At 53.9% G+C, this 25,693-nt stretch carries 25 protein-coding genes; 10 read left to right on the top strand and 15 right to left on the bottom strand.

What is annotated here, in order from left to right:
- Nucleotides 1-26: 26 nt before the first annotated feature.
- Nucleotides 27-347 (bottom strand): PTS N,N'-diacetylchitobiose transporter subunit IIB, encoded by a 321-nt coding sequence (gene chbB / locus QEN31_RS13010; protein WP_000412161.1) that lies wholly within the window; start codon nt 345-347, stop codon nt 27-29.
- Between the two features lie 300 nt (nt 348-647).
- On the bottom strand, nt 648-989 hold the full coding sequence (osmE, locus tag QEN31_RS13015; RefSeq protein WP_001039301.1) for an osmotically-inducible lipoprotein OsmE: 342 nt from the start codon (nt 987-989) through the stop codon (nt 648-650).
- Between the two features lie 218 nt (nt 990-1,207).
- Here osmE and nadE point away from each other — a divergent pair, with 218 nt between their 5' ends.
- Complete coding sequence (gene nadE / locus QEN31_RS13020; RefSeq protein WP_099949678.1) at nt 1,208-2,035, top strand: ammonia-dependent NAD(+) synthetase; 828 nt, start codon at nt 1,208-1,210, stop codon at nt 2,033-2,035.
- A gap of 120 nt (nt 2,036-2,155) precedes the next feature.
- Entirely contained in the window at nt 2,156-3,037 is an 882-nt protein-coding gene (gene cho / locus QEN31_RS13025; protein WP_001526281.1) for an excinuclease Cho, read from the top strand.
- 74 nt (nt 3,038-3,111) lie between these two features.
- On the opposite strand, the gene spy is transcribed toward cho, so the two are convergent.
- The 6 genes from spy to astC all read right to left on the bottom strand — a co-directional run bounded on the left by spy (nt 3,112) and on the right by astC (nt 9,960).
- The gene (gene spy / locus QEN31_RS13030) at nt 3,112-3,597 is read right to left on the bottom strand and encodes an ATP-independent periplasmic protein-refolding chaperone Spy (RefSeq protein ID WP_001228998.1); all 486 of its coding nucleotides are present in this window, start codon (nt 3,595-3,597) and stop codon (nt 3,112-3,114) included.
- Nucleotides 3,598-3,932: 335 nt separating this feature from the next.
- The gene (astE, locus tag QEN31_RS13035) at nt 3,933-4,901 is read right to left on the bottom strand and encodes a succinylglutamate desuccinylase (RefSeq protein ID WP_000368454.1); all 969 of its coding nucleotides are present in this window, start codon (nt 4,899-4,901) and stop codon (nt 3,933-3,935) included.
- On the bottom strand, nt 4,894-6,237 hold the full coding sequence (astB, locus tag QEN31_RS13040; protein ID WP_000123952.1) for an N-succinylarginine dihydrolase: 1,344 nt from the start codon (nt 6,235-6,237) through the stop codon (nt 4,894-4,896). Before astB ends, astE begins: the two co-directional genes overlap by 8 nt.
- Nucleotides 6,234-7,712 carry a succinylglutamate-semialdehyde dehydrogenase gene (gene astD / locus QEN31_RS13045; RefSeq protein WP_000177268.1) on the bottom strand — a complete coding sequence of 493 codons (1,479 nt, stop codon included), beginning with the start codon at nt 7,710-7,712 and terminating at the stop codon, nt 6,234-6,236. Before astD ends, astB begins: the two co-directional genes overlap by 4 nt.
- Nucleotides 7,709-8,743 carry an arginine N-succinyltransferase gene (astA, locus tag QEN31_RS13050; protein WP_001263889.1) on the bottom strand — a complete coding sequence of 345 codons (1,035 nt, stop codon included), beginning with the start codon at nt 8,741-8,743 and terminating at the stop codon, nt 7,709-7,711. The genes astD and astA overlap by 4 nt, the downstream gene beginning before the upstream one ends.
- A complete protein-coding gene (gene astC, locus QEN31_RS13055; protein WP_000059493.1) occupies nt 8,734-9,960 on the bottom strand; it encodes a succinylornithine/acetylornithine transaminase in 1,227 nt (408 codons plus the stop codon). Before astC ends, astA begins: the two co-directional genes overlap by 10 nt.
- A 445-nt stretch (nt 9,961-10,405) precedes the next feature.
- Here astC and xthA point away from each other — a divergent pair, with 445 nt between their 5' ends.
- Both xthA and QEN31_RS13065 read left to right on the top strand, forming a co-directional pair.
- A complete protein-coding gene (gene xthA, locus QEN31_RS13060) occupies nt 10,406-11,212 on the top strand; it encodes an exodeoxyribonuclease III (RefSeq protein WP_320225815.1) in 807 nt (268 codons plus the stop codon).
- Nucleotides 11,213-11,284: 72 nt separating this feature from the next.
- Complete coding sequence (locus QEN31_RS13065; protein ID WP_000592132.1) at nt 11,285-11,701, top strand: pyrimidine (deoxy)nucleoside triphosphate diphosphatase; 417 nt, start codon at nt 11,285-11,287, stop codon at nt 11,699-11,701.
- Here the strand turns inward: QEN31_RS13065 and QEN31_RS13070 are convergent.
- Entirely contained in the window at nt 11,661-11,936 is a 276-nt protein-coding gene (locus tag QEN31_RS13070; RefSeq protein WP_001254681.1) for a YnjH family protein, read from the bottom strand. The two genes, QEN31_RS13065 and QEN31_RS13070, sit on opposite strands and share 41 nt — an antisense overlap.
- Nucleotides 11,937-12,174: 238 nt before the next feature.
- Here QEN31_RS13070 and gdhA point away from each other — a divergent pair, with 238 nt between their 5' ends.
- Complete coding sequence (gene gdhA / locus QEN31_RS13075; RefSeq protein ID WP_000372869.1) at nt 12,175-13,518, top strand: NADP-specific glutamate dehydrogenase; 1,344 nt, start codon at nt 12,175-12,177, stop codon at nt 13,516-13,518.
- A gap of 29 nt (nt 13,519-13,547) precedes the next feature.
- On the opposite strand, the gene topB is transcribed toward gdhA, so the two are convergent.
- The 3 genes from topB to QEN31_RS13090 form a co-directional block, all read right to left on the bottom strand.
- Entirely contained in the window at nt 13,548-15,497 is a 1,950-nt protein-coding gene (gene topB, locus QEN31_RS13080; protein ID WP_001235865.1) for a DNA topoisomerase III, read from the bottom strand.
- A gap of 4 nt (nt 15,498-15,501) precedes the next feature.
- Nucleotides 15,502-16,545, bottom strand: coding sequence for a selenide, water dikinase SelD (gene selD / locus QEN31_RS13085; RefSeq protein WP_001294900.1), 1,044 nt, complete (start codon nt 16,543-16,545; stop codon nt 15,502-15,504).
- Between the two features lie 117 nt (nt 16,546-16,662).
- On the bottom strand, nt 16,663-17,214 hold the full coding sequence (locus QEN31_RS13090; RefSeq protein ID WP_000339313.1) for an NAD(P)H nitroreductase: 552 nt from the start codon (nt 17,212-17,214) through the stop codon (nt 16,663-16,665).
- Nucleotides 17,215-17,387: 173 nt separating this feature from the next.
- Between QEN31_RS13090 and sppA the strand changes: the two genes are divergently transcribed.
- The 3 genes from sppA to pncA all read left to right on the top strand — a co-directional run bounded on the left by sppA (nt 17,388) and on the right by pncA (nt 21,039).
- Complete coding sequence (sppA, locus tag QEN31_RS13095; RefSeq protein WP_001259876.1) at nt 17,388-19,244, top strand: signal peptide peptidase SppA; 1,857 nt, start codon at nt 17,388-17,390, stop codon at nt 19,242-19,244.
- Between the two features lie 95 nt (nt 19,245-19,339).
- Complete coding sequence (gene ansA / locus QEN31_RS13100; RefSeq protein WP_001170134.1) at nt 19,340-20,356, top strand: asparaginase; 1,017 nt, start codon at nt 19,340-19,342, stop codon at nt 20,354-20,356.
- A 26-nt stretch (nt 20,357-20,382) separates the two neighbouring features.
- Nucleotides 20,383-21,039 carry a bifunctional nicotinamidase/pyrazinamidase gene (gene pncA, locus QEN31_RS13105; protein ID WP_000184708.1) on the top strand — a complete coding sequence of 219 codons (657 nt, stop codon included), beginning with the start codon at nt 20,383-20,385 and terminating at the stop codon, nt 21,037-21,039.
- A 351-nt stretch (nt 21,040-21,390) separates the two neighbouring features.
- Here the strand turns inward: pncA and QEN31_RS13110 are convergent, their stop codons facing one another.
- Nucleotides 21,391-21,669, bottom strand: coding sequence for a YeaC family protein (locus QEN31_RS13110; protein ID WP_001046864.1), 279 nt, complete (start codon nt 21,667-21,669; stop codon nt 21,391-21,393).
- 41 nt (nt 21,670-21,710) lie between these two features.
- Nucleotides 21,711-22,124 (bottom strand): peptide-methionine (R)-S-oxide reductase MsrB, encoded by a 414-nt coding sequence (gene msrB, locus QEN31_RS13115; RefSeq protein WP_001519539.1) that lies wholly within the window; start codon nt 22,122-22,124, stop codon nt 21,711-21,713.
- Between the two features lie 341 nt (nt 22,125-22,465).
- On the opposite strand from msrB, the gene gapA reads away from it, so the two are divergent.
- Nucleotides 22,466-23,461: a glyceraldehyde-3-phosphate dehydrogenase gene (gapA, locus tag QEN31_RS13120; RefSeq protein ID WP_000153505.1), complete on the top strand. Its 996-nt coding sequence runs from the start codon at nt 22,466-22,468 to the stop codon at nt 23,459-23,461.
- A gap of 334 nt (nt 23,462-23,795) precedes the next feature.
- Nucleotides 23,796-24,680, top strand: a complete 885-nt coding sequence (locus QEN31_RS13125) for a D-hexose-6-phosphate mutarotase (RefSeq protein ID WP_000608662.1) — start codon at nt 23,796-23,798, stop codon at nt 24,678-24,680.
- 98 nt (nt 24,681-24,778) lie between these two features.
- Here QEN31_RS13125 and QEN31_RS13130 read toward each other — a convergent pair whose 3' ends face one another.
- Complete coding sequence (locus QEN31_RS13130) at nt 24,779-25,636, bottom strand: aldo/keto reductase (RefSeq protein ID WP_000843751.1); 858 nt, start codon at nt 25,634-25,636, stop codon at nt 24,779-24,781.
- Between the last annotated feature and the right edge of the window lie 57 nt (nt 25,637-25,693).

Genomic DNA, 25,693 nt, shown 5'->3' on the forward strand with positions numbered 1-25,693 from the left:
CTTTGACGGGAAAAATTAAAAAATAATTAATTCGCGGCGGCTTTTTTAATTGCCGCTACCGCAGCTTTAAGCACGCCTAAGCCATCTACCTTGCCGTACAACATTGAATCAATGACTTCTACCGGTTTACCAGGTAATAAACGCTGAATTTCGGGGAGCATATAAGCAATTTGCGGGCCTAATAACACGACGTCCGCTGCCGGGCCTTTTTCACCGGCCAGGGTTTCAGGGAATGCTTCAATAATCACCGGCACTTCATATTTTTCAGCCTGAGCGCGCATTTTTGATACCAGTAACGATGTTGACATGCCCGCAGAACAAAACAGATAAATGTGTTTCTTTTCCATAAAAACCTTCCTCATGTGCGATTATCTGTCAACCAGATACGCCGCAAGCCTCAACCTGCATCCATACTCTGGGCGACTTGCGTAACCGGATTTACTTTTTTAGGTGGCTGAAATGAGTATACGGGATCGGACCACCGGATGGTATTTCCTTGACCCACTAAATTGTCTCTCATTGACCTGGCGTTATGACCCCCCTCACATTTCGGGCAAATAATTCGCGATAATAAATAAGGTTATGGCAGGCACAAAAAAACCGGCTCGCAGGCCGGTTTCCTTGAATGTTCAGGCAATGTACAGTTGTTACTGCTTCGGCGCCTGTGGGTCAGTGTCGTACTCCGCACAGGTCTGGTAGCCGGAGTTAATCACGTGCCCGGTATCATCCAGCGCAACAAAGTAGGTTTCCGCTTTACCATCACGTTGACCCAGGATGTAGGTCTGACAGGTACCGCGCGCATGAATCATACTCACTTCAGATGACGGTTTGCCCGCAATCTGCGCAACTTGCGCCCTGCTCATTCCTTTTTTAACATCTTTAACGACAGGCTCAACAAATTGGTCTTTTGTACGATCATACGCCGTACAACCTGCCAGCATAGTCATTACCGCCGCTGCGCTTAAAATTCCTGCTACGTTCTTGTTCATTTTCCGTCCTCTTGTTTATCAGCGTGTTATGTAAGCCTGGAATACATCAGAACATTTTTCAAGCCGCGCCTCGCCACAAAAAGTCTTTCGGAAAATTCTCTAACGCAGCGACATGTTGTTTTAAACACCGCTTAGCCCGCCAAACCTTGTTGTTTCAGCGGCGAAGGGTTAGCTTTAACAGGGTAAAGATTCATTTTTTTAATGTCGAAGGGGGTTAAATGACTCTGCAGCAAGAGATAATCCAGGCGCTTGGCGCGAAACCGCATATCAACCCTGAAGAAGAAATTCGCCGCAGCGTGGATTTTCTTAAAGCGTACCTGAAAACCTATCCCTTTTTGAAATCGCTGGTGTTAGGCATCAGCGGCGGGCAGGATTCGACGCTGGCCGGGAAACTCAGCCAGATGGCTATCGCCGAATTGCGAGAAGAGACCGGTGATAATGCGCTGCAGTTTATCGCCGTTCGTCTGCCTTATGGCGTACAGGCTGATGAACAGGATTGCCAGGACGCCATTGCTTTTATTCAGCCGGACAGAGTACTCACCGTCAATATTAAAGGCGCCGTCCTCGCCAGCGAACAGGCGCTGCGCGAAGCGGGAATTGAGCTGAGCGATTTTGTTCGCGGCAATGAAAAAGCGCGTGAGCGAATGAAAGCGCAATATAGCATCGCCGGTATGACTCACGGCGTCGTGGTGGGCACCGACCATGCGGCGGAAGCGATAACCGGGTTCTTCACCAAATATGGCGACGGCGGTACCGATATTAACCCGCTTCATCGCCTTAACAAACGCCAGGGCAAACAGCTTCTCGCAGCGCTGGGCTGTCCTGAGCATCTGTATAAAAAAGTCCCCACCGCCGATTTGGAAGACGACCGCCCTTCACTGCCTGATGAAGCCGCGCTGGGCGTAACGTATGACAATATTGACGATTACCTGGAAGGCAAAACGCTGGACCCCGCCATCGCTAAAACTATCGAAGGCTGGTATGTAAAAACTGAACATAAGCGCTGTTTACCGATTACGGTATTCGACGACTTTTGGAAAAGGTAAGCGTACTTCTACTGTTGTGCCGGATATCGCTCGTCTATCCGGCCTCCTCTCTTCCCAGCCTCTTTTTTAATCACCCATCCGCTGTTATACTGGATGAATAACCAGTTAACGGAGATCACTGTGGTACGGCGTCAATCAGCCCCCCGCCTTGAGTTTGAAGCGGCGGCCATTTACGAATATCCAGAACATTTACGTCCTTTCCTCAGCGAAGCGCCAGCCTTACCGGGCGTCTATATATTTCATAGCGAAAGCGATACGCTGCCGCTTTATATCGGTAAAAGCGTGAATATTCGCAGCCGGGTGCTTTCACATCTGCGAACGCCTGACGAGGCCACTATGCTGCGACAGGCGCGGCGGATAAGCTGGATCTGCACCGCTGGGGAAATGGGCGCGTTGCTGCTGGAGGCGCGGCTGATCAAAGAACAACAGCCGCTGTTTAACAAGCGGTTACGGCGTAATCGCCAGCTTTGCTCTCTCCAGTTGAGCGAACAAAAGATTGAGGTCGTTTCCGCCCGCAGCGTCGATTTTTCCCATGAGCCAAACCTGTTTGGCCTCTTCGCCAACCGTCGGGCGGCGCTGCAAAGCTTACAGAACCTCGCCGATGAACAAAAATTGTGTTATGGCCTGCTGGGGCTTGAACCGGTAAGCCGTGGGCGCGCCTGTTTTCGTTTCGCTCTGAAGCGCTGCGCTGGCGCGTGTTGTGGGCAAGAAACCCCGCAGGCGCATTTTCTTCGTCTGCAGGCCTCGCTGGAACGGTTACGTGTGGTTTGCTGGCCCTGGAAAGGCGCTATCGCGTTAAAAGAGAGCCGCCCACAAATGACCCAGTTCCACATTATCAACAATTGGTTATGGCTGGGGGCGGTACCCTCGCTGGATGAGGCCGCCACCCTGGTGCGCACACCTGCGGGTTTTGATCAGGACGGCTATAAGATTCTCTGTAAACCGTTAATGTCAGGTCAATATGAGATCATTGAACTGCACACCGACTGTCGCCAGTCATAAAGAAAACCGCCGATCCTGTCCACCTCAACGATTGTGTTGTCGACAAGACCGGCGGTCTTAAATTATGCGGAAAGTTATTCTGCCGCAGCAGGCATTTTACCTTCTTGCGCCGGGCGTTCCGTCAGACGCTTCTCAAAATTAGCGTTATATTGCTTTTTCTGCTCCGGCGTCAGAACGTTATAAATTTTATTCTGGGTTTCCATATGCGCCAGCATATTGGCCTTGCGCTGCGCTTCCATTTTCGTAATTTGCGCTTCGGCTTTGGCTTTATCGAAGGTATCGCTGGCGATAATATCATGCATGGCGCGACGCTCTTCCAGCAGCGGACGTTTCATTTGCTCGCGCTGCGCTTTCATAATGTCGCGAATTTGTTGCTTCTGTGCGTCCGTCAGGTTCAGGTTTTTAAACATCATATCGTGATGTGGGCCAAATTTACCTTTATGCTGCATCATTGGCTTCGCATCCGCTGGCGCGGCGGTGGTAGTCTCAGCGGCATGAGCGAGATTCGCAGCACCCATCGCCAGGGTAGAGGCAACAAATAGAGCAGTCAGTTTACGCATATTTCTATCCTTCCTTTCAGTTATTTTTACGGCATATTTAAAACAGCGCCGTGTTGTCGTGATTAACTTTAACCGTCTTAGCGTCAATTAGTCATAACAACGGTAAAACAATGAAAGTATAAAAAACACTTTTTCGCCAATTGTGAAGAAAAAAAGAATAAATTGCGCAGAGTTGAAAGAGAAATATACAACAGCATGATATAGCAGAAATTATGCAGAACTATAACGCAGCAACGCTTATTAATAAAGCAATTCTCCAGGAATAATCCGTAATAGCATGAAACTGTGTCCCAAATCATCCCTGTAATCCTAACGTGAGCTTACAGGGACATTTATCAGGGCAGTCTTTCCAGCATTAATCCAGCCCGCAATCCGCAGGCGACAGAGGGATTAGGAAAGAGAACATATTCAACGTCATGCGTCACCGTCACGCGCTTATCCCCCTCCTCGGCCAGCAACGTTCCCTTCGCAAAGGCAGTAAAATTCAGCGTTTGCGCATCCATATAAAGCGCGAACTTGTCGCTGTGACGCGTGATTTGCGACACCACCCGATAGCGTAGCGGCGGCGAAAACGAGGTTGACGTTTCGACACCGCTCAGCAACGCCGACAACGCCTGCGAGGTTACGTTGAACTGCGTCAGATCGTTTTGCCTAAACGGCAACGCCTTTCCCAACTCCAGCGTACAGGAAAGCGCGCCGAAATGTTCAGAGCTAAAGTGCGTAAACGTACCGCCGGGCGCCTGATGAAATACCAACGCCTCTAGTCCTGCCGCGCCCAGCCACGCCAGAAAATCTGTCTCCCACGGGCGGTCGCGCTGCGGCAATACGCCAAAACGCAAATGATGCGAGCCACGAATGGCGGTATGCAGATCCAGATGCCAGCGTACCCGCGCCTGGCCAGATGAAAAGAAGGTCTCCAGACTTAGCTCCAGCTCACGCGCCCGCCGCGTTTCATCGCTTTCGGCAAAGGACTGCCAACGCCCGCCAAACATACGGTTCATATCGCTGTGACAATAGCGTATTCCCGCCGCCAGCGCCTGCGGATTGCCGAGTACCACCAGCACTCGCCACGTTAACGTCAAGCTGCCTGAATACAGCGCCGACAGCAGCTTATCCAGCATCTCGACCGGCGCGGTTTCATTACCGTGTATCCCCGCAGAAAGAATTAACGCGCGGTCGACCGGCGCATCGGGCGTGAGTTCAAGCAGACCATGGCCTAACCAGCGCCAGCGAAAACCCGCGCCCTTCCCCTGCGTCACCCGCGGTGTCGTGCCGCTTAGCGTCAACGCCAGAAAGTTATCCATCAGCCGCCCCCGTTTGCTGGAAAGGATAAACCGACCCCAAATCCAGCAGACGCGTTAACACATCCAGCGCCTCCCGGCCTTCTCGCAATAATAACGGATCGGCCAGATCGGCAGCGGTCAGGCGATCGCGATAATAACGATCCGCCCACGCGTTAAGGGCCGTAAACAGAGCGTCATTCATCATTACCGCTGGATTCACCGCCCTTCGTTCTTCTTCTGTTAACACCACGCGTAATCGCAGACAGGCCGGGCCGCCGCCGTTGGCCATACTTTCTCGCAAATCAAACACCTGCATCGCGCTGATGGGGTTATCCTCCGCCACCAGCTTATTCAGATAGCGCCAGACGCCGACATGGTCCTGACATTCCCGCGGCAACACTAACAGCATTGAGCCGTCGTTACGGCTTAGCAACTGACTATTAAACAGGTAGGTCGCCACAGCATCTGATACAGAAACCTCGCCGGCGGGCACCTCTATCGCCATAAAACCGTCAACGCGCGTACGCAACTGATTAATGAGCACTTTCTGCCGGGCAAACGCCGCTTCGTGACAAAACAATACCTGTCGATTCGAAACGGCGATGACATCATTATGGAATACGCCTTGATCGATGACCTCCGGGTTCTGCTGAGCGAAGATAACCTGTTGCGGATTCACCTGATTAAGACGCGCCACGGCCTCGCTGGCTTCGCGGCTCTGGCGCGCCGGATAACGAGCGGGTCGTATTTCATTCTCCTCTTCGCGCCCATAGACAAAAAGCTGCACGCCTGCCGAACCATACTCGCCGCCAAGACGGTTATGATTCGCCGCGCCTTCATCTCCCAATAATGCGACCTGCGGTAACGCGCTATGCACTGAAAACTGGCTTTCATCGCGAAATATGGCGCGTAGCAGCGCTTCGGTAACAGGCGCCTCAAGAGCGCGATGAAATTTATTGTTTAAATTCGCCACCGTCAGGTGAACTTTCCCGTCCAGCGCGTCTGCCGATGGGCAAACCGTCGCCGCATTCGCAACCCACATTGGCGACGCGGAACTCACGCTGGAAAGCCAGCGTGGCGCCTGACGCGCAACCTTATCCAGAATCTGCTCATCGCTACCCGTGAAGCCGAGCTGACGCAACGCCGGAATAAAAGGTCGCTCATGCGGCGGGATCACCGCCTGGGGAAAGCCGGCATCCGCCAGAGCTTTCATCTTTAGCAGCCCCTGTTTTACCGCCAGACGAGGATTCGACACCTGAAAACGGTGGCGGGTCGATGCCTCATTGCCGAAGGATAGCCCGGCATAATGGTGCGTAAGCCCCACCAGCCCGTCAAAATTAACTTCATGCGCCGTCATACCGCCTCCCTGCGAGAAAAGTCGAGGCCGGGGCTTAATGTCGCAGGCAACGTTAGTTCGGGAGATTCCAGACTGGCCATCGGCCAGGCGCAATAATCGGCGGCATACCAGGCGCTGGGCCGATGGTTACCAGACGCGCCGACACCACCAAACGGCGCAGTACTCGCTGCCCCGGTGAGCGGTTTATTCCAGTTAACGATCCCTGCCCGCGCCTCCAGCAAGAGCTGTTCGAACTGCGCGCGATCCGTCGACACCAGCCCACACGACAGACCAAAACGGGTATTATTCGCCAGACGAATCGCCTCATCGAAATGCGCATAACGCCAGACGTTCAGCAGCGGACCAAACACCTCTTCATCCGGCACATCCGCGACGCCCGTCAGCTCAATGATGCCAGGCGTCAGCAGAGAGGTTCCCTCTTTGACCTTCCGCGGCGCCAGTAGCGTGCGACCGCCTAATGCCTCTCGTTGACGCCAGGCCTCCATCACATGCTGTGCCGCCTGCGCTGAAATCAGTCCGCCGATAAACGGCTGCGGATCGTCGTCCCATCTGCCGGGCTGCAGACGTCCGGCGACGTCAACCAGCCGCGCCAGAAATGCATCTCCCTGCGCACCCTGTTTTACCAGAAGGCGTCGCGCGCAGGTACAGCGCTGTCCGGCGGTAATAAACGCCGATTGCAGCGTCAGATGTACCGCCGCATCTATATTTGCCGCATCCTCAATAATGAGCGGGTTGTTTCCGCCCATTTCAAGGGCCAGGATTTTTTCCGGCTGGCCGGATAGCTGGCGATGAAGCTGATATCCGGTACTGGCGCTGCCGGTAAACAGCAGTCCGTCGAGATCGTCGAGCGAACTCAGCGCTTGTCCGGTCTCCCGGCCGCCCTGCACCAGATTAAGAACGCCTGCCGGTAGCCCCGCCCGTTCCCAGAGTTTTATTACCGTTTCCCCGGTCCATGGCGTTAGCTCGCTAGGTTTGAAGATCAGCGTATTGCCTGCCAGCAACGCGGGCACAATATGGCCATTCGGTAAATGGCCGGGAAAGTTATAAGGGCCGAATACCGCCAGCACACCGTGAGGACGATGGCGCAACGTCGCGGCGCCATCGACAAGTTCGCTTTTTTGTGCGCCTGTTCTGGCGTGGTAAGCCTTAATCGAGATGGCAATCTTATTGATCATCGCCGTCACTTCCGTCGCCGCCTCCCAGCGCGGTTTACCGGTTTCACGTGCGATGACCTCCGTGAGCTCGGCTTTATGTGCCTCCAGCAGGGCGGCAAATTTCTCTACGATAGCCTGTCGTGCGGCAAAAGGCTGTCTGGCCCAGCGAGGAAACGCCGCGCGCGCCGCCTGACAGGCCTCGGCGACCTGTGCCGCATTAGCGTCATTCCCCTGCCAAAGTATCTCCGCGCTCACCGGGTTCGTTTTGCGGCGGCGTTCGCCCTGACCGGTTATCCAGTCGCCGTTTATCCATAGCGTCATACGGTTTTCTCCTCAGCACAAAGGCGTACCAGCCGAACGTGGTCGCCCGCGCGACATTTCAGTGCATCCAACTGCGCTGCGGTAAGTACAAGTCGTGAAGTCTGCGGATCGGCACGCACCAGCGCGGCCCGAAAGTGGTGATAGTTTTCATTGGCGACCAGACATGCCGGATAGTCGCCAGGCGCGGGTTGCCCTTCCGCGACTTCAACCAGTCGGCTTTTACGAATAGCCCGCACCCGGTCAATATCACACTCCAGCGTCGGCCCACCGTCGAAGATGTCGATATAGTGGCGATAGCGAAAGCCTTCCTTTTCCAGCACCGCGCGGGCTGGCGCCGTTTGCGGGTGGACTTCGCCAATCACGGCCTGTGCCTCTTCAGATAAGAAGTGGGTATAAATAGGATGTTTGGGCATCAGCTCGGCGATAAACGCTTTTTGCCCGGTACCGCATAAAAAATCCGCCCGGCTGAAATCCATAGAAAAAAAGCGTTTGCCGAGACTTTGCCAGAAGGGAGAATAACCGTGCTCGTCAATGACGCCGCGCATTTCCGCCACCACTTTCTCATTGAATTTATCGCGAAACGCGGCCATAAACATAAAGCGCGATTTTGACAACAGGTAGCCGTTACCCTCTTTACGCCATTCGGGATCGAGAAACAGCGTGCAAAGCTCACTGCTGCCAGTGTGATCATTACTCAGGAATAATGTTGGCAACGCGTTATATACATTCAGCTCTTTGGAGGCATGAACCAGCGTACCGACACGATAGTTATACCAGGGGTCATTAAGGCCGACCGCGACCTCAATGGCGCAGATCCCGCCGACCTCACCCGTTTCACTGTCCTCGAGAACGAATACATACCCTTGTTCGCCTTTTGGCAGCTCGCCGGACCAGGTTTTTAGCGCGCGTTCAATGCGGGCCGCCAGCGTCGCTTCATTTGCCGGTAGCGAGGTTAAGCCGCCGCCCGTTTTGCCTGCAAGCTGCATCAGCGCGGCGATATCCGCATGTTCGACAGGACGAATCACCCGCATGGTACGCCTCCCGTCTGAAGGCGTTCGCACGCCAGGGCAAAACGATCAAGCCCGGTGGCTATCTCCTCGTCGCTCACATTTAACGCTGGCGCAAAACGCACCACGTCGCCACCGGCAATGAGCACCATCACGCCTGCTTTTGCCGCTTCCTGGGCGATGAGTTTGGCTTTTCCGGCAAACTCCGTCTGTAGCACACAGCCAAGCAGTAGCCCCAGCCCGCGAATTTCACTGAACATGCCAAAACGCACATTAAGGGTATTTAGACGTTCAATAAACGCATCGTGGCGCTGTCTGACGCCGTTTTGCATCTCCGGCGTATTGATGATATCCAGTACTTTTCCGGCAACTGCCGTCGCCAGCGGATTACCGCCGTAGGTGGTGCCATGCGTGCCTGGCGTCATGACGCTGGCATAGTCTTGCGTGGTCAGCATCGCGCCGATCGGGAAGCCGCCGCCCAACGCTTTAGCGGTCGTCAGGATATCGGGCGTAACGCCATAATGCATATATGCATACAGTTCGCCGGTACGTCCGACGCCCGTCTGCACCTCATCAAAAATCAGTAACGCCTGATGCCGGTCGCACAATTCACGCAGCCCCTGCAAAAAAGCTTTCGTGGCGGGGATCACGCCGCCCTCGCCCTGCACCGGTTCTACGATCACGGCGCAGGTATTGTCATCAATGAGCGCGCTGGCGGAGTTCAGATCGTTATAGGCTGCATGACGAATATCCGGCGGCAGCGGCGCAAAGTCCTGTGAATAGGTGGGTTGACCGCCAGCGCTGACGGTAAAGAGCGTGCGGCCATGGAACGCGTTTTTAAAGGCCACAATGCCGCTTTTATGGTTGCCGACACGATCGTGGGCATATTTGCGCGCCAGTTTTAATGCAGCTTCATTTGCTTCAGCGCCTGAATTACAAAAGAAAACGCGTTCGGCGAAGGTCGCGTCGATCAGTTTTTTCGCCAGTCGCAGCGCCGGTTCATTGGTGTAACCGTTCCCGATATGCCAGAAGCGATTCGCCTGTTCATTTAACGCCTCGCGCAGCGCCGGATGCGCATGTCCCAAGGCGTTGACCGCGATCCCACCAGCAAAATCAATATACTCTTTCCCCTGCTGATCCCACAGGCGTGAGCCTTCTCCGCGTACAGGAATAAAAGGCGCGGGAACGTATACCGGCACCATCCATTCATCAAAGTTTTCGCGCGTAACTGACAGAGACATAGCGACCTCTTTTGGTAAAAATAAAGTTATTTATATGTTAATTAATATGAGTGTTTGCGCTGTAAATGTAGATTGCAGCATTCGTGCCAGCCAGCGTTAACATTGCATAAACAGAGGTGATAAACGGTAAATCAATGGGTTACAGCGTAGCGATATTCACTTTTACTGCATGAAAAGTGAATATTTCCGCATAATCGGTGGCTAAAAAGAGGAAAAAGCGAAATATTATTCAGTTGCCAAATATAATTCTGGAATTGTGATCTTATACGAAATTTACTGGAAATTACCGCCCCGTTCTGGCGCATCTGCACGCAAACCGTGCCATTTTCGCGCTATAGAAAACACCATACGCTTCCATTGGCCGAATCTGACGATGAGTGGCAGTCACCCGGTAAAATTTCTGTTACCATCCCAACACGATTCACCTTGCAAAGTGGCAGTGACTATGAAATTTGTCTCTTTTAATATCAACGGCCTGCGCGCCCGTCCCCATCAGCTTGAAGCGATTGTCGAAAAACACCAGCCCGATGTGATCGGTCTACAGGAGACAAAAGTCCACGACGAAATGTTCCCGCTCGAAGAGGTCGCGAAGCTGGGCTATAACGTTTTCTATCATGGACAAAAGGGCCATTACGGCGTCGCGCTGCTAACAAAAGCCACGCCCATTTCCGTCAGACGCGGTTTCCCGGATGATGGCGAAGAGGCGCAACGCCGCATTATCATGGCGGAAATCCCCTCGCCGCTGGGTAATATCATCGTCATTAACGGCTATTTCCCGCAGGGGGAAAGCCGGGATCATCCGTTGAAGTTCCCCGCGAAAGCGCAGTTTTATCAGAACTTGCAAAACTATCTTGAAACGGAACTCAAGTGCGATAATCCGGTATTAATTATGGGCGACATGAATATCAGCCCGACCGATCTGGATATTGGCATCGGCGAAGAAAACCGCAAACGCTGGCTGCGTACCGGTAAATGCTCCTTCCTGCCGGAGGAGCGTGAATGGATGTCACGGTTACTGAAGTGGGGATTAGTGGACACGTTCCGTCAGGCGAATCCGCAAACGATGGATAAATTTTCGTGGTTTGATTACCGCTCGAAAGGTTTCGTGGATAATCGCGGGCTGCGTATCGACCTCTTGCTGGCAAGCGCTCCGCTGGCGGAACGTTGCGCAGAAACCGGTATAGACTACGACATTCGCAGTATGGAAAAACCCTCCGACCATGCGCCGGTCTGGGCGACGTTTCGTGTTTGATTCCGCTTTCTGATTAACCGTAAGGCCGGGATAGCGCGACGCTTCCCGGCAGGAATAACGACCTTAACGACAATGATAAAAAAACTCGATGTTGTTGCCGCCATCATTGAATGCGACGGCAAAATTCTGCTGGCCCAGCGCCCAGCTCATGCGGATCAAGCCGGTTTATGGGAGTTTGCCGGCGGTAAAGTCGAACCCGGCGAAACCCAGCCGCAGGCGCTTATCCGCGAGCTACGCGAAGAGTTAGGGATTGACGCCACGCCCGGCGTCTATATCGCCAGCCATCAACGCGACGTGTCTGGCCGACGAATTCATTTGCACGCCTGGCATGTGCCTGCGTTTAACGGTCTGATACGTGCGCTGGAACATCAGGCATTAGCCTGGTGTACGCCGGAAGAGGCGCTGGAGTACCCCCTCGCCCCGGCGGATATTCCGCTATTGCAGGCGTTTATAGCTTTACGCGACGCCAGACTAACGGATTCGTGCTGATGGTTTTTTCGTCACGCTGGCACTGGAGCAAGACGCCTTCCACTTTTATTACCGCGCCTTCGGAGTAATTCTGATCCTGGTAAACGCAGCACTGAATGCAGGGCTGGGACGACTGACCGCGCGTGCTGAAAACTTCCGGCGGGACATTCACCTGAATATCAGGACGACTGTTCTGGTTTGCCAGCCCGACCATTGGCATTATCGCCATCACGGCGACCACGAGGCTTCGGCGCATAGGATTTCCTTATTTTTCTAAGTATATTCTCAGTATAACGGTAAGCCGCCGTGAAAACTTTAATCCTCTTTTGTCATCGCTTTTAGTTATGACCCTCGCCCCGTTATGAATTTACTTAGCAGCGTCATTTTTTTCTTGCTTACCGTCACATTGCTGATGGTATAGTCGAAAACTGCAAATACATATTCTGATAAAACGCAAATACAACCACATTAATATATAAGAGGTTTTTATATCTATGGATCAGACATGTTCTCTGGAATCGTTCCTCAACCATGTACAAAAGCGCGACCCGCATCAAACCGAGTTCGCGCAAGCCGTCCGTGAAGTCATGACCACCCTGTGGCCGTTTCTTGAACAAAACCCCCGTTACCGCCACATGTCTTTACTGGAACGTTTGGTTGAACCAGAGCGCGTAATCCAGTTTCGCGTAGTGTGGCTGGACGACAAAAACCAGGTGCAGGTAAATCGCGCCTGGCGCGTGCAGTTCAACTCTGCTATCGGCCCCTATAAAGGCGGTATGCGCTTCCATCCTTCGGTAAACCTTTCCATCCTTAAGTTCCTCGGCTTTGAGCAAACCTTTAAAAATGCCCTCACCACGTTGCCGATGGGCGGCGGTAAAGGCGGCAGCGATTTCGATCCGAAAGGGAAAAGCGAAGGCGAAGTGATGCGTTTCTGCCAGGCGCTGATGACTGAACTGTATCGCCATTTAGGGCCGGATACCGACGTGCCTGCCGGGGATATCGGCGTGGGCGGGCGCGAAGTGGGCTTTATGGCGGGAATGATGCGCAAGCTTTCCAATAACAGCTCCTGCGTCTTCACCGGCAAAGGGCTTTCCTTCGGCGGCAGCCTGATTCGCCCGGAGGCGACGGGCTATGGCCTGGTCTACTTTACCGAAGCGATGCTTAAACGTCATGGTCTCGGTTTCGAAGGGATGCGCGTCGCCGTGTCCGGCTCCGGCAACGTAGCGCAATACGCCATTGAGAAAGCGATGGCCTTTGGCGCGCGCGTGGTTACCGCGTCGGATTCGAGCGGGACGGTGGTCGATGAAAGTGGCTTCACGCCAGAGAAGCTGGCGCGTCTGTGTGAAATTAAAGCCAGCCGTGACGGTCGCGTCGCTGACTACGCCCGTGAGTTTGGCTTAACCTATCTGGAAGGCCAGCAGCCCTGGAGCGTACCGGTGGATATCGCCCTGCCATGCGCGACGCAGAACGAACTGGACGTTGACGCCGCGCGCGTACTGATTGCCAATGGCGTAAAAGCCGTGGCGGAAGGGGCAAATATGCCAACCACGATTGAAGCGACCGATCTCTTCCTTGAAGCGGGCGTACTGTTTGCGCCGGGTAAAGCCGCCAACGCGGGCGGCGTGGCGACATCGGGGCTGGAAATGGCGCAGAACGCCGCGCGGTTGAGCTGGAAAGCCGAGAAAGTGGACGCCCGTCTGCATCACATTATGCTGGATATCCACCACGCCTGTGTCGAATACGGCGGCGACAATAAGCATACCAACTACGTTCAGGGCGCCAACATCGCCGGTTTCGTGAAAGTCGCCGACGCCATGCTGGCGCAGGGCGTCATTTAATCCCGTCGTCAGGCCAGATAGCTTTACGCTTATTCGGTCTGACGGCCTGTCTCCGCAGCAGGCGGGCTTTTTTTGCCCGCTCGCTTACGCGGCGCGCTCTTTTTCTTGTCTCCACCGCCTGGCGCGACTATCCCTCTGAAGCGCTTCACCGGCGTGCGCTTAGCCTGCTCGATCAGCTGATATAACGTGCCGACCAGCGGTTGCATGAAATCCTGGTAACGGCACTGCTTTTCGCTGATTTGCGTCAAAACAGATTCCCAGTGCGCGGTCATATCTGGACGGGCCGCCATCTCCGGCAGCGAATGTATTAACGCTTTGCCAGCATCGGTAGAATGAATGTAGCGACCTTTTTTGGTCAGAAAGCTACGTTTGAACAGCAGCTCGATAATCCCGGCGCGCGTGGCTTCCGTCCCCAGCCCATCGGTCGCGCGCAGGATCTTTTTCAGATCTTTATCCTGCACGAAGCGGGCAATTCCGGTCATCGCGGAAAGCAATGTCGCATCAGTGAAATGACGCGGCGGCTGGGTTTGGCGTTCGACCACTTCCCCCTTTTCACACAGCAACTCATCACCTTTGGCGACAACCGGCAGCGGCGTACCGTCGTTTTCCTCGTCGCGCTCTTTACTGCCCAGTAACGTCCGCCAACCGGCTTCCGCCAGAAAACGCGCTTTGGCGACAAATTTCCCTTTGGCGATTTCCAGTTCAATAACGCATTTACGAAACACCGCGTCCGGGCAGAACTGCATCAGATACTGACGCGCAATCAGGGTGTACACTTTCGCTTCGTTTTCCGTCAAATGGACAGAAGAACTGCGCGCCGTCGGGATAATCGCGTGGTGCGCATCCACTTTTTTGTCATCCCAGCAGCGATTGCGCGTATCAGGATTAACCACAGGCTGCGGCAGTAAATCCGGGGCGTGGACGCTAATCGCGTTCATGACCGCCTGCCGTCCGGCAAAGTGTTCTTCCGGCAGATAACGGCAGTCGGAACGCGGATAGGTAATCAGTTTGTGGGTTTCATATAGCTTCTGACAAATATCAAGCACGTTTTGCGCGCTCAGGCCAAAGCGTTTGGCGGCTTCAATCTGTAGCGTCGAGAGCGAAAACGGCAGCGGCGCGGATTCTGATTCCCGTTTATCATTATAACTGGTTACCAGCGCGGGCTGACCGTTGATTCGGTTCACTACATGCTCCGCCAGCGGACGATGAAGCAAGCGCCCCTCTTCATCCTGATAAGGTTCGCACGCCTCGCTCGGCTGCCAGATAGCGGTAAAACGCTCGTCGGCAGGCGTAACGATGTGCGCCTTCACTTCAAAGAAGTCTTTGGCGACGAAGTTCTCAATCTCTTCGTCTCGCCGCACCACCAGCCCCAGTACCGGCGTCTGCACGCGTCCCACGGATAACACGCCCTGATAGCCGGCATTCCGGCCCAGGATCGTGTAAGCGCGGGTCATATTAATGCCATACAGCCAGTCCGCTCGCGCTCGCGCCAGCGCGGATACGCACAGCGGCACGAAGTCGCTGTTCGCCCGCAGCCTGTCAATAGCACGCTCGACCGCCTGCGGGTTAAGGTCGTTTATCAGACAACGCCGCACCTGCTGGCGCTTTTCGGCAGGAAGCTGGAGATAATCCAGCACTTCATCAACCAGAAGCTGCCCTTCGCGATCCGGGTCGCCGGCGTGAATAATTTCACCGGCTTGATGCAAAAAGCGCTTAATCACATTGAGCTGTTTGGTGACGGAAGGACGAGGCTGAAGCTGCCATTTTTCCGGCACGATAGGCAGGTCAGCCAGATTCCAGCGCGCATAACGGCTGTCATACGCATCCGGCTGCGCCTGTTCCAGCAAATGACCAATACACCAGGTGACGACCTGCCCGTTTCCGCACTCAATAAAACCATCGCCTTTACGGTGCGGTTTTGGCAGCACATCCGCAATGGCGCGCCCCAGACTCGGTTTTTCGGCAATAAACAACCGCATCAGGTTAACGAATCTCAACCATAGCGCGACCGCCGCGGGCCTCGACCAGTTCGCCAATCGCGGTCAGATCGATACCAAATTCCGCCGCGGTGGCTTTAACATCGTCTTCGGCGTCCGGCGTTACCGCCAACAGCAGACCGCCTGACGTTTGCGGATCGCACAGCAGGCTACGAACTTCACGCGACATGTCGCCCATCAGATGACCATAGCTGGCGAAGTTGCGCTCTGTGCCGCCCGGTACGGCGCCCAGAGCAATATACTCTTCCACGCCCGGCAGTTTAGGGATGTCCTGATAGCAAAGCAGCGCCTGCACGCCTGCGCCCTGGCACATCTCGCTCAGGTGCCCCAGCAGGCCAAAACCGGTAACGTCAGTCATAGCTTTTACGCCGTCGATATTGGCAAACGCCGCGCCAGCAACGTTCATCCGACACATGACTTCCGTCGCCAGCCCCTGATGTTCAGGTTTAAGCAGCGATTTTTTCTCGGCGGTGGTCAACACGCCAATCCCCAACGGTTTGGTCAGAAAGAGTTTGCATCCCGCCTGCGCGGTACTGTTTTTCTTCACCCGTTCGGTCGGCACTACGCCTGTGACCGCGAGACCAAAGATCGGCTCCGGGGCGTCAATAGAGTGTCCGCCCGCCAGCGCGATACCGGCCTGACGGCAGGCAAAACGCCCCCCCTCGGTCACTTCACGCGCAATATCGGGCGACAGGGTATTAATCGGCCAGCCAAGGATCGCGATCGCCATAATCGGTTTGCCGCCCATCGCAAAAATATCGCTGATGGCGTTTGTTGCCGCAATGCGGCCAAAATCAAACGGGTTGTCGACTATCGGCATAAAGAAGTCGGTGGTGCTGATAATACTGGTGCCATTACCCAGATCGTAAACCGCCGCATCATCGCGGGTTTCATTACCCACCAGCAGGTTCGGGTCGACGAACTTCGCCTGCTCGCTATGCAGGATAGTCTCCAGCACTTTAGGGGAAATTTTACAACCGCAACCAGCGCCGTGGCTGTATTGCGTTAAACGAATGGCTTGCTCGCTCATGGACATCTCCTGTCATTGCATTCGCGCTATGGTAGCGCTCATTCCCTGATGTGGTAAGTATCACTGTCTGAATTACCGCGCCTTTGCTCAGAATCCAGACAGTTTTATCCCTCAGCGTCAGAAATAACGCACAAACGGCGTGGGGTCGGGGGTACTGATCGTCGTTGACGCTTTGAGCTGCGGCGTGCCGAGATAGAGAAAACCAACAATTTTATCCTGCGGGCGGCACTCAAAGGCTTCCCGCACAATAGCGCTCTCCGTTAATGCGCCGCTACGCCAGATACCATTAAACCCTTGCGCAATCGCCGCCATTTGCATCGCCATCACCGCGCATCCGGCAGACATCTCCTGTTCCCACACCGGAACCTTATGGTTTTCTTCGCATTTCGCCACCACGGTAATAATCAGCGGTGCGCGAAACGGCGCATTACGCGCTTTTTCGATCGCTTTCTCATCCCCCCCGGCAGCGACAGCGCCTTGTTCAAGTACGGCGCTGAAGCGGTCGCGCCCCTCTCCTTCAATCACAAAAAAACGCCACGGCTGTAGAGATTTATGATCGGGAACACGCATTCCCGCCCGCAGAATGTTCTGTAATTGCTCTCCGACAGGCGCCGGTTCTGCGAGACGAGAGGCGCTACGACGGTTGACCAGCAGTTCTAGTGCATCCATTTGATTAACTCCAGCAATGATATTTATTCACAAAATTAACACGGGAGCGGATTTTGTTACAGCGCAGGCAGTGATTCCTGCTGACAACTGCCTGATGGGTCATTACGATAGCCACATCTTAATGCTTTATCCTCACCAAGGTACAAGCGTTGTTACTCAGATAGGGAGAATACATGCGAACCCTGTGGCGATTTATTGCCGGATTTTTTAAATGGACGTGGCGAGTGTTGAACTTCGTCCGTGAAATGGTACTCAACCTGTTCTTTATTTTTCTGGTCCTGGTGGGCGTTGGGATCTGGATGCAGATCGGTAACGGCAGCAACAGTGAGCAAACCGCGCGCGGCGCTCTGCTGCTGGATATTTCCGGCGTCATTGTGGATAAACCCTCCACCAATCATCGTCTGGGCGCGCTGGGTCGCCAGTTATTTGGCGCCAGCTCCGACCGTCTGCAGGAAAACTCCCTGTTTGACATCGTCAACGCTATTCGTCAGGCGAAAGATGACCGTAATATCACGGGTATCGTTCTGGATCTGAAAAACTTCACCGGCGCCGATCAGCCATCAATGCGCTATATCGGTAAAGCGCTGCGCGAATTCCGCGACAGCGGCAAACCGGTTTTCGCCGTGGGTGAAAACTACAGCCAGGGTCAGTATTATCTCGCCAGTTTCGCTAATAAAATTTGGCTTTCCCCACAGGGTCAGGTAGATCTTCACGGCTTCGCTACGAATGGCCTGTACTACAAAACGCTGCTGGATAAACTGAAAGTCTCTACCCACGTTTTCCGGGTCGGCACCTATAAATCCGCCGTCGAGCCGTTTATCCGCGACGATATGTCGCCCGCCGCCCGCGAGGCCGACAGCCGCTGGATAGGCGAACTGTGGCAGAACTACCTGCATACCGTTTCCGCCAATCGCCAGATTTCGCCGCAACAACTCTTCCCCGGCGCGCAGGCTATTATCGACGGGTTAACCAGCGTGGGCGGCGACACCGCCAAATATGCGCTCGACCATAAACTGGTGGACGCCCTCGCCTCCAGCGCAGATGTTGAAAAAGCGCTGACGAAGCAGTTTGGCTGGAGCAAAACCGAAAATAACTATCGCGCGATCAGCTATTACGATTATTCGCTGAAAACGCCTGCGGATACCGGCGGTACTATTGCGGTTATTTTCGCCAATGGCGCGATTATGGATGGCGAAGAAACGCCAGGGAATGTCGGCGGCGACACTACGGCATCGCAGATCCGCGACGCACGCCTTGATCCTAAAGTGAAAGCGATTGTGCTGCGCGTCAATAGCCCAGGCGGTAGCGTCAACGCCTCCGAAGTTATCCGCGCCGAACTGGCGGCGGCAAGAGCGGCTGGCAAACCGGTGGTGGTCTCAATGGGCGGTATGGCGGCCTCCGGCGGTTACTGGATCTCTACGCCGGCAAACTATATCGTGGCCAGCCCCAGCACGCTGACGGGTTCAATTGGCATCTTCGGCGTCATCAATACGGTAGAAAACAGCCTGTCGTCGATTGGCGTACACAGCGACGGCGTTTCCACCTCGCCGCTGGCGGATATTTCGATGACCAAAGCGCTGTCACCGGAAGTGCAGCAGATGATGCAACTCAGTATTGAGTACGGCTACAAACGCTTTATCACGCTGGTGGCAGACGCGCGTAAGCGTACGCCGGAGCAAATTGATAAAATCGCACAAGGCCATGTCTGGACCGGAGAAGACGCGAAAGCCAATGGTCTGGTGGACAGTCTCGGCGACTTTGACGACGCCGTCGCCAAAGCGGCGGAGCTGGCGAAACTGAAACAGTGGCATCTTGATTACTATCAGGACGAACCGACGGTCCTTGATATGGTCATGGACAGTATGACCGGATCAGTACGCGCCATGCTGCCGGAGACCATTCAGGCGATGCTCCCGGCGCCGCTCGTTTCCGCCGCCAACACGGTGAAGGCCGAGGGGGATAAACTGGCGGCATTTAACGATCCGCAAAACCGTTATGCGTTCTGTTTGACTTGCGCGAACGTTCGCTAATGCTTCATCAATAGCCATACCGGATGGCGGCGTCTGCTCATAGCCGCCATCCGATAATCATTAATACGTCCTTCGCGACACGACTGAACATTATCATGCAAAAGAAATCAATTTACGTTGCCTATACCGGCGGTACTATCGGTATGCAGCGCTCAGATAAAGGGTATATCCCGGTGTCCGGGCACCTTCAGCGCCAGCTGGCGCTGATGCCGGAATTCCACCGCCCGGAGATGCCGGATTTTACCATCCATGAATATGCCCCGCTGATGGATTCATCAGATATGACGCCGGAAGACTGGCAGCATATCGCTGCAGATATCAAAGCGCACTACGATGAGTATGACGGTTTTGTTATTCTGCACGGCACCGACACGATGGCGTTTACCGCATCGGCGCTCTCTTTCATGCTGGAAAATCTGGGTAAACCGGTCATTGTGACAGGGTCACAAATTCCGCTGGCTGAGCTGCGCTCCGACGGGCAAATTAATTTGCTGAATGCGCTTTATGTCGCCGCCAACTACCCTATTAATGAAGTAACGCTGTTTTTTAATAATCGTCTGTTCCGCGGTAATCGCACGACCAAAGCCCATGCGGATGGGTTTGACGCTTTTGCCTCTCCCAATCTGCCGCCCTTGCTGGAAGCAGGAATTCACATTCGCCGTTTAAATACGCCTCCCGCGCCCTACGGTTCTGGTGAATTAATCGTTCACCCTATTACGCCGCAGCCGATAGGCGTAGTGACGATTTATCCGGGGATTTCCGCCGAGGTAGTACGTAACTTTCTGCGTCAGCCGGTAAAAGCGCTGATTCTGCGCTCTTATGGCGTAGGCAACGCGCCGCAAAATAAAGCGTTTTTACAGGAGCTGAAAGAGGCCAGTTCGCGCGGCATCGTGGTGGTTAACCTGACGCAATGCATGTCAGGGCGAGTCAATATGGGCGGGTACGCTACCGGTAATGCGCTGGCGCACGCTGGCGTGATTGGCGGTGCCGATATGACCGTCGAAGCCACCTTAACCAAACTGCATTATTTGTTAAGCCAGGGTCTGGACACTCAGGCGATTCGTAGCGCGATGGCGCAAAACTTGCGTGGTGAATTGACGCCGGATGATTAAAAAATCCCGACGACAAGGAGAAGATAATGACAAACCGGGCCTTATTACTGGTCGACTTGCAAAATGATTTTTGCGCCGGCGGCGCGCTGGCTGTAGCGGAAGGCGACAGCACCATCGACATCGCCAACGCTCTTATTGACTGGTGCCAGCCCCGGCAGATTCCGGTGCTGGCCAGCCAGGACTGGCATCCCGCGCAGCATGGCAGCTTCGCCAGCCAGCATCAGGCGGAACCCTATAGTCAGGGAAAGCTGGACGGGCTGCCGCAAACGCTCTGGCCGGATCACTGCGTTCAACATACCGACGGCGCGGCGTTACATCCCCTGCTTAACCAACATGCGATTGACGCCTGCATCTATAAGGGTGAAAACCCGCTGATTGATAGCTACAGTGCGTTTTTTGACAACGAACATCGGCAGAAAACTACCCTTGATACCTGGCTTCGCGAGCATGACGTTACCGAGCTTATCGTGATGGGGTTGGCGACCGATTACTGCGTAAAATTTACGGTGCTGGATGCGCTAGAGTTGGGCTATGCCGTTAACGTTATCACCGATGGCTGTCGCGGCGTGAATATTCACCCGCAGGATAGCGCGCACGCGTTTATGGAGATGGCGTCGGCAGGCGCGACGCTGTATACGCTGGCAGACTGGGAAGAGACGCAGGGCCAGGCTGTCGCCAGGTAGCGGAGCAGGTATCGTATCCGGTCAATACATCACGCAACGGTGAGACCATTGCATAGATCTTTGGGCCGGATACGTCACGTCAGCGTCGCTACCAGGCAAAGCTCAACGCAGGCTGGAGAGCGCTTCTAACAAAACAGATTAAAAAGCGCGGGCTGGCTGGCGCAATGTTCTGGGAATAAGGCACCGATGACAATAATCAGTTAGCGAAACAGTTGGCGGACTCGCTGGACATTAAGCGTTAATGGGTAAAAATATGGCGGGCCTGTGCCTGACAGCAATGAGCAGGCCCGGTAAGCACAACGCATTGGCAATGAAACCGCCGGATGGCGGCTACCTCTTATCCGGCTGCCGTTACTGCATTTTCAATGTCGCAATCGGCTTTGACGTAATACCGAAATCCGCTTTGAGCTGCTGCTTGCTTTTCATCACCATCTGACCGTGAGTATCGATCGTCATATGTTGCGCTTCGGTATTGTGCCGCGCCTGCCATAGCATCACCAGTTGCAGGCTGTTTTCTTTCTGTTCCGGCGTCAACGCCACGCCATCCGGCCATTTACCCAGCTCAACGGCGGTGGATAAACGTTGATACACTTCCGGCGTCATGCTGTTAATGATCTCATCAAGATTCATGATGTGTCCGCTCCTGTGGAATAATTTGCTGAATCGTTTTTTCAGCCTTTCAGTTGATCGCCGTTTTTCTCGTCAGAAAAGGCCAGCGAGGCCGAGTTAACGCAATAGCGCTCACCGGTTGGCTGCGGCCCGTCCGGGAAAACGTGTCCGAGATGCGCATCGCAGTTACCGCAACGAATTTCGACACGCTGCATTCCATGAGAAAAATCGTCTATGTAACGAATCGCCTCTTCGCTGACAGGCTGGTAAAAGCTAGGCCAGCCGCAGCCTGAATCGTATTTGGTGTGGGAGTGAAAAAGCGGCGTATCACAGACCAGGCAGTGATAAACCCCATCGCGTTTATTATGTAGCAGGCGTCCGGTAAATGGCGGTTCTGTGCCACGATCCTGCGTCACGTAGAATTGCATTTCGGACAATTTTTTCTTGAGTTCTTCTGCTGAAGGTTGGTTAGCCATTTGCTCACATCTCACTTTAAACGTGCTCACATTGCCTGACCGATTCTAACAAAACATTAACACCTCAGTACCAACTTTTGTTCTAAACTTGATCATTGCGAAATGGCGGCTCACGAATCGTGACTGATGTCACATTATTATCTCGGTTGCCCTTTAAAATTCGGGGCGGCGCCCCCATGTGGTTTCAAGCCGAAAGGAAGAGTGAGGCGAATCAGCCGCGCAAAGGTTGTGCAGAGGATTGATTTGTCGCAATGATTGACACGATTCCGCTTGACGCTGCGTAAGGTTTTTGTAATTTTACAGGCAACCTTTTATTCACTAACAAATAGCTGGTGGAATATATGACTATCAAAGTAGGTATCAACGGTTTTGGCCGTATCGGTCGCATTGTTTTCCGTGCTGCTCAGAAACGTTCTGACATCGAGATCGTTGCAATCAACGACCTGTTAGACGCAGAGTACATGGCATACATGCTGAAATATGACTCCACTCACGGCCGTTTCGACGGTACTGTTGAAGTGAAAGACGGTCATCTGATCGTTAACGGTAAAAAAATCCGTGTTACCGCTGAACGCGATCCGGCTAACCTGAAATGGGACGAAGTTGGTGTTGACGTAGTGGCTGAAGCTACCGGTATCTTCCTGACTGACGAAACCGCGCGTAAACACATCACCGCTGGCGCGAAAAAAGTGGTTCTGACGGGTCCGTCTAAAGACAACACCCCAATGTTTGTTAAAGGCGCTAACTTTGACAAATACGAAGGCCAGGACATCGTTTCCAACGCTTCCTGCACCACCAACTGCCTGGCGCCGCTGGCTAAAGTTATCAACGACAACTTCGGCATCATCGAAGGTCTGATGACTACTGTTCACGCGACTACCGCAACCCAGAAAACCGTTGACGGCCCGTCTCACAAAGACTGGCGCGGCGGCCGCGGCGCATCTCAGAACATCATCCCGTCCTCTACTGGCGCTGCTAAAGCGGTAGGTAAAGTACTGCCGGAACTGAATGGCAAACTGACTGGTATGGCGTTCCGCGTTCCTACTCCGAACGTATCCGTTGTTGACCTGACCGTTCGTCTGGAAAAAGCGGCTACCTACGAGCAGATCAAAGCTGCTGTTAAAGCTGCTGCCGAAGGCGAAATGAAAGGCGTGCTGGGTTACACCGAAGACGACGTTGTATCTACCGATTTCAACGGTGAAGTATGCACTTCCGTGTTCGATGCTAAAGCAGGCATCGCGCTGAACGACAACTTCGTGAAACTGGTCTCCTGGTACGATAACGAAACCGGTTACTCCAACAAAGTACTGGACCTGATTGCTCACATCTCCAAATAAGTTGAGATGACACAGTCATTGGTAAGAGCGACTCAGGTCGCTCTTTTTTTTGCTTAAAGATATACCCGTCATACTTCAAGTTGCAGGTGTGTTGGCTATGCTTTCTCACCCGAATCACTGACGGAAGTCGAACTTATCGGGATGAATCAGGGATGTCCATGTCCCTGGCCGGAGATTACCTACGGTTGTTCAAATTCGTTCCCGATGAATTTGTCGTTCACTTGCCGCGTTACTCGGCCTGCGGCCTCGCCTCTACGGGCCAGCGCAAGCACTGGTCAAGGCACAAGCGCCTTGTCATGCAACTCGAATTATTTAGGGTTAAGAGGATTGCGTAATGATTAATAAAATTTTTGCCCTCCCGGTTATCGAACAGCTTACCCCTGTCCTTTCCCGTCGTCAGCTTGATGACCTGGATCTGATCGTCGTTGACCATCCGCAGGTTAAAGCCTCTTTTGCATTACAGGGCGCGCACCTTCTCTCCTGGAAACCCGTTGGCGAGGAAGAGGTATTGTGGCTCAGTAATAATACGCCTTTCAAAACCGGCGTGGCGCTACGCGGCGGTGTACCGATCTGCTGGCCCTGGTTTGGACCTGCGGCTCAACAGGGTCTGCCGTCACACGGCTTTGCGCGTAATCTTCCGTGGGCGCTAAAAGCGCATAATGAAGATGATAATGGCGTAATGCTGACATTTGAGCTGCAAAGCAGTGAGGCCACCCGGAAATACTGGCCGCACGATTTCACGCTGCTGGCACGTTTTAAAGTGGGTAAAACCTGTGAAATTGAACTGGAAGCGCATGGCGAATTTGCAACCACATCCGCGCTCCACAGCTATTTTAACGTTGGCGACATCGCCAACGTTAAGGTCAGCGGACTCGGCGATCGGTTTATTGATAAAGTTAACGACGCTAAAGAAGGTGTCCTGACCGACGGTATACAAACCTTTCCGGACCGTACCGATCGCGTTTACCTCAATCCTGAAGCATGTAGCGTGATCCACGATGCGACATTAAACCGCACGATTGATGTGGTCCACCACCATCACCTTAACGTCGTAGGCTGGAACCCTGGCCCGGCGTTGTCCGTCAGCATGGGCGACATGCCGGATGACGGCTATAAAACGTTTGTCTGCGTTGAAACGGTTTACGCTACTGCGCCGCAACAAGCCACAGAAGAAAAACCCTCTCGTCTGGCGCAGACTATCTGCGTCGCTAAACGCTAAAAGTGAATGGATAACGGCGTTACTATAGGATCTGAAAGGCGTCAGCCGCCATCAGGCATGACCTGCCGGATGGCGGCGCTTACACATTTTATCCGGCGTCACACCATATCCAACGCGGTTTTCCCTTTTGGCGCAGGCCAGGCGTTGTCCAGTAAGGCAAGTTCGTTTGCTGACAAGGCGATCTCAAGCGCCGCCGCATTTTGCTTCACGTGTTCTGTACTTCCGGCTTTCGGGATCGCCATCACGCCCGGATGCGCAATCACCCACGTCAGTAAGATTTGCGCCGCCGTAGCGTTATGCGCTTGCGCAATTTCATTCACCACCGGATGATTCAGTAAACCGCTACGTAACCGGCCAGCCTGCGCCAGCGGGCTATAGGCCATCACTGGCATTCGCTGTTGTTGACACCACGGCAATAAATCATACTCAATACCACGTGACGCCAGATGATAGAGCACCTGATTTGTCGCGCATTGCTGTCCCCCAGGGATGCGCCACAGCGCCTGCATATCGTCATAATCAAGATTAGAGACTCCCCAACGGCGAATTTTCCCCTGCGCGATTAGCCGCTCCATACCTTCAACGGTCTCTTCGAATGAAAAGCTTCCGGCCCAGTGCAATAGATAGAGATCGAGATAATCTGTTTTCAGACGACGCAGGCTTTCTTCACAGGCGGCAACTATCTTCTGGCCGCCAGCGTTCCACGGGTACACTTTTGACACCAGAAATGCCTCATCGCGTCGCCCTGCTAACGCCTCGCCCACGACCTTTTCCGCCCCGCCGTCGGCATACATTTCCGCTGTATCAATAAGGCGTAACCCCAAATCCAGCCCCGCGCGCAACGCCGAAACCTCGCGCTGACGTTGATCCGCGCGCTCGCCCATATACCATGTTCCCTGTCCGATGGCAGGAAGCGTCACCTGCCCGCAAAACGTTACGTTTTTCACTGATTTCATTTCCTTTTCAATGTCACTCGACGGTAAAACAATACAGGACTCTTAGACCCTACGGTA

The organism is Salmonella sp. SA15303 (assembly GCF_029962125.1).
Classification (GTDB): Bacteria; Pseudomonadota; Gammaproteobacteria; order Enterobacterales; family Enterobacteriaceae; genus Salmonella; species Salmonella enterica.

Coding starts and splice junctions, on each gene's coding strand:
- chbB (WP_000412161.1), bottom strand. CDS start 347: ATGGAAAAGAAACACATTTATCTGTTTTGTTCTGCGGGCATGTCAACA.
- osmE (WP_001039301.1), bottom strand. CDS start 989: ATGAACAAGAACGTAGCAGGAATTTTAAGCGCAGCGGCGGTAATGACT.
- nadE (WP_099949678.1), top strand. CDS start 1,208: ATGACTCTGCAGCAAGAGATAATCCAGGCGCTTGGCGCGAAACCGCAT.
- spy (WP_001228998.1), bottom strand. CDS start 3,597: ATGCGTAAACTGACTGCTCTATTTGTTGCCTCTACCCTGGCGATGGGT.
- astE (WP_000368454.1), bottom strand. CDS start 4,901: ATGGATAACTTTCTGGCGTTGACGCTAAGCGGCACGACACCGCGGGTG.
- astB (WP_000123952.1), bottom strand. CDS start 6,237: ATGACGGCGCATGAAGTTAATTTTGACGGGCTGGTGGGGCTTACGCAC.
- astD (WP_000177268.1), bottom strand. CDS start 7,712: ATGACGCTATGGATAAACGGCGACTGGATAACCGGTCAGGGCGAACGC.
- astA (WP_001263889.1), bottom strand. CDS start 8,743: ATGCGGGTGATTCGTCCTGTCGAACATGCGGATATCGCCGCGCTGATG.
- astC (WP_000059493.1), bottom strand. CDS start 9,960: ATGTCTCTGTCAGTTACGCGCGAAAACTTTGATGAATGGATGGTGCCG.
- xthA (WP_320225815.1), top strand. CDS start 10,406: ATGAAATTTGTCTCTTTTAATATCAACGGCCTGCGCGCCCGTCCCCAT.
- QEN31_RS13065 (WP_000592132.1), top strand. CDS start 11,285: ATGATAAAAAAACTCGATGTTGTTGCCGCCATCATTGAATGCGACGGC.
- QEN31_RS13070 (WP_001254681.1), bottom strand. CDS start 11,936: ATGCGCCGAAGCCTCGTGGTCGCCGTGATGGCGATAATGCCAATGGTC.
- gdhA (WP_000372869.1), top strand. CDS start 12,175: ATGGATCAGACATGTTCTCTGGAATCGTTCCTCAACCATGTACAAAAG.
- topB (WP_001235865.1), bottom strand. CDS start 15,497: ATGCGGTTGTTTATTGCCGAAAAACCGAGTCTGGGGCGCGCCATTGCG.
- selD (WP_001294900.1), bottom strand. CDS start 16,545: ATGAGCGAGCAAGCCATTCGTTTAACGCAATACAGCCACGGCGCTGGT.
- QEN31_RS13090 (WP_000339313.1), bottom strand. CDS start 17,214: ATGGATGCACTAGAACTGCTGGTCAACCGTCGTAGCGCCTCTCGTCTC.
- sppA (WP_001259876.1), top strand. CDS start 17,388: ATGCGAACCCTGTGGCGATTTATTGCCGGATTTTTTAAATGGACGTGG.
- ansA (WP_001170134.1), top strand. CDS start 19,340: ATGCAAAAGAAATCAATTTACGTTGCCTATACCGGCGGTACTATCGGT.
- pncA (WP_000184708.1), top strand. CDS start 20,383: ATGACAAACCGGGCCTTATTACTGGTCGACTTGCAAAATGATTTTTGC.
- QEN31_RS13110 (WP_001046864.1), bottom strand. CDS start 21,669: ATGAATCTTGATGAGATCATTAACAGCATGACGCCGGAAGTGTATCAA.
- msrB (WP_001519539.1), bottom strand. CDS start 22,124: ATGGCTAACCAACCTTCAGCAGAAGAACTCAAGAAAAAATTGTCCGAA.
- gapA (WP_000153505.1), top strand. CDS start 22,466: ATGACTATCAAAGTAGGTATCAACGGTTTTGGCCGTATCGGTCGCATT.
- QEN31_RS13125 (WP_000608662.1), top strand. CDS start 23,796: ATGATTAATAAAATTTTTGCCCTCCCGGTTATCGAACAGCTTACCCCT.
- QEN31_RS13130 (WP_000843751.1), bottom strand. CDS start 25,636: ATGAAATCAGTGAAAAACGTAACGTTTTGCGGGCAGGTGACGCTTCCT.